The 2,968-nt window shown below is 35.0% G+C and carries 3 protein-coding genes; all 3 read left to right on the top strand.

All coding sequences use genetic code 11. The features are described from left to right. A partial coding sequence (locus tag KDU71_RS22575; RefSeq protein WP_212193398.1) for a T9SS type A sorting domain-containing protein occupies positions 1-649 on the top strand: 649 nt, incomplete at its 5' end. A gap of 339 nt (positions 650-988) precedes the next feature. After that, positions 989-1,192, top strand: a complete 204-nt coding sequence (locus KDU71_RS22580) for a hypothetical protein (RefSeq protein WP_212193399.1) — start codon at positions 989-991, stop codon at positions 1,190-1,192. A gap of 562 nt (positions 1,193-1,754) precedes the next feature. Further along, positions 1,755-2,264 carry a tetratricopeptide repeat protein gene (locus tag KDU71_RS22585; RefSeq protein WP_212193400.1) on the top strand — a complete coding sequence of 170 codons (510 nt, stop codon included), beginning with the start codon at positions 1,755-1,757 and terminating at the stop codon, positions 2,262-2,264. Positions 2,265-2,968 lie beyond the last annotated feature (704 nt).

Consider the following 2,968-nt stretch of genomic DNA (forward strand, 5'->3'; position numbering starts at 1 on the left):
CGAAAGCTATACGGTGCAGGGCTTACCAATGGAAGATGTGATGTTTGCCGGCGTGCCCTACGGTGAGTACTCATATTCAATTAGCAAGGAATGTATAACGCCGGTAACGGGTACAACAACAGTTGATTGTGCCAACGATATGGGCGTATCTGTTTTTGCAGAAGCGCCAGCAGCCATCATTATTGATAATACCGTTTCAGTAGAGGGAAATGTATTAACAGCTAATCAAGACGGAATGGCCTATCAATGGATTGATGTTGATGGTAACAATACGCCAATTGACGGTGCAACAAGCCAAAGCTACACAGTAACTAAAACAGGTAATTATTCGGTAATTATTACGAATGGAACCTGCGGTTCAGTGACATCAGAACCGGTTAATGTAACAGTAACAGCAATTGGTAGATTAAATAACAGGTCTGTTAGCATCTATCCAAATCCGGCCTCCAACTTTGTTAATGTTGAATTGGGAGCTGTTGAAGGCAGAGTGGTTATTTCTCTGATAAATAGTAATGGTTCAGTTGTTGATAACTATGAAACTACCGAATCTGTTGCGAAGATGGATATTTCCAGCTTATCACCAGGTGTTTATATTTTAAATATCCAGGCAACAGGTTTCAATCACACAATAAAGTTCATTAAAAACTAACCAGTATTACAGGTTTTGTGAAATAATCATTTACAATAATTACTTGATTTCAAAAGGAGCTTTCAGTTGAGGGCTCCTTTTATTATGGAATAATGCTTGGCACTATTCATAATTCAATTGAATGTTGTTATTCGATATCTCTGATGCTTCCGGCGGCTATTAATACACTGCAGCCCTACGAATATCGTAAGGTGTGTAAATGAAAACACCCGCATGGCTGATTAATGATCGGAACCCCAAAGATCAAAAATGTGCTGGTTATTGTATAATTACGTATTGCTATGTTGCAGCTGATTTAATTCTTTATAATTCAATATAGGTACTAATATAACGACAAAAATGAAACTGGGAAGCTTTGGAATTATGACCCTTAAAGTATTAATGACGCGTCAAACATGTACTTATGATGAAATAGTGGGTATATCATTCTTACCTGATTTATTGGGTGATTCAATTAATCAAAAGCAACATGATTATATGTATTGGGAATATAATGAAGGTAAAGGTCCTGTGCAGTTAATCAGAAAAGGAGATTGGAAATAGCTTAGGGTTGTGTTAAATAAAAAGATTGAATTGTACCATGTGTTTTATGATTTGCCGGAGTTGGCTGAGGTATCTGATAATCATCCTGAAAAATGCTTGGAGCTGCTGAATTTAATGAATAATGTGAGAACCGGGCACCCTCAGTTTCATTGGACCAAAAGAAATCCATATAAAAGAAGAAATAAATATTCTCTACACAAAAATTGTTATCTTATTAAAGGCTAAATGTTGATGTGCTGGAGAAATTAGTTGCAAGTTTTGCCAAAGGTAATTCAAACTGCGCTCACAACAAGCAAAGCAAACCAAAAGAAATGATTTGAATTAGTAGAGTTCAAGACTTTATTACATGCATAAAAGTTATGTGGCGAACTAAACGTTTAGCAAATACATTTTGAAGGTTGCGTGTGATAATGCGCCGTTCAAATTAAATCTAAAAAATGCATTTTTTACTGCGTTGTTTTACAATGTAATAACGATACTAAAGAAAATGATGGTGCTGAAACGCTTGTTTTATTGCATAAAATGCATTGTTTTGTGACCTTAAATCATTAAAAAAAGCATCATGAAATATATACGATTAATCGCGGCCGTCCTTCTAACTATTTTATCGGTTTTTCTTTTTGTTAGTGGCATTGTTGGTTGGGGAGTACTAACTGTTATTATCTCATTGTTTTTTGTATTGTTCCACTTTAAGAATGAAATGAACTTATTGGCGTTTTATTTTATTCGAAAAAGTAAGTTTCAGACAGTAGAACGCATTCTTTCAAAAGTGAAGCGTCCTGAAAATATGATGAAGACGCAGGAAGCTTATTATTATTACCTTTTAGGCCTAACGCAAGCACAAACTAATCAGCCTTCAAAGGCAGAGAAAAGCTTTAAAAAAGCCCTTTCGACAGGATTGCGACTTAAGAGTGATCAAGCAATGGCAAAGTTAAACTTGGCAGGTTTCTATTTATCGAAGAGAAATAAAAAAGTAGCCAAAATCTATTTAATGGATGCCAAAAAGTTAGATAAGCAAAATATGTTAAGTGCTCAAATAAAAGAGGTTGAATACATGATGAAGCGAATTTAAGATTAGAAATATGATAGTGACAAGAGGCTTGGTATCAAGTCTCTTTTTTTGTTACATAAAGTCGTAGAACATAATTAGATTTTAGATCTGAACCCAGAAAAGCTATTTACTATAGAGTAGTGTATTAAAATAAAGCCTTTAAATCATTGTCTGTAGTGCTTCTTCTCAAGGTTTCTGACTTATTATCATTCTTAAAATAGAATCTGGAAGTTGGTAATCCTTAAGCTTGTTTTATAATTGAGTGGCGAAGTACATTTAACAGGATTATGAGAATGACCATATAATTGAGTAAATTCTCTGTTGAGAGAATGAGTTGAGTAGCATTGCAACAGGGATGTTATAAAATGCAGATACACAGTTAGAATAATAACCGATATGGTTCTCTATGCACTCCTGTGTGATAATTGTGGGACGTTATCAAAGAATAATAATGTACTATTTTCTGATTAAAATTGGCTCGTACTTTTAAAAGAGATGTTGCAACTTGCGGTAGTGAACTCAAAATCTATCACGATAAAGCAACATAATGAAAAAAATCCACCGATTGTACTGGTTTGGCATAGTTATTCTGGCACTCGCTACATCTTGTCAGCTTAACTCAGCGGAGCCACCAAACATCCTTTGGATAACCATTGAAGATACTTCGCCACATTTTATCGGCTGTTATGGTAATGATGATGCCCGAACACCAGTTATTGATCATC

The organism is Carboxylicivirga sediminis, assembly GCF_018156225.1.
Lineage (GTDB): Bacteria > Bacteroidota > Bacteroidia > Bacteroidales > Marinilabiliaceae > Carboxylicivirga > Carboxylicivirga sediminis.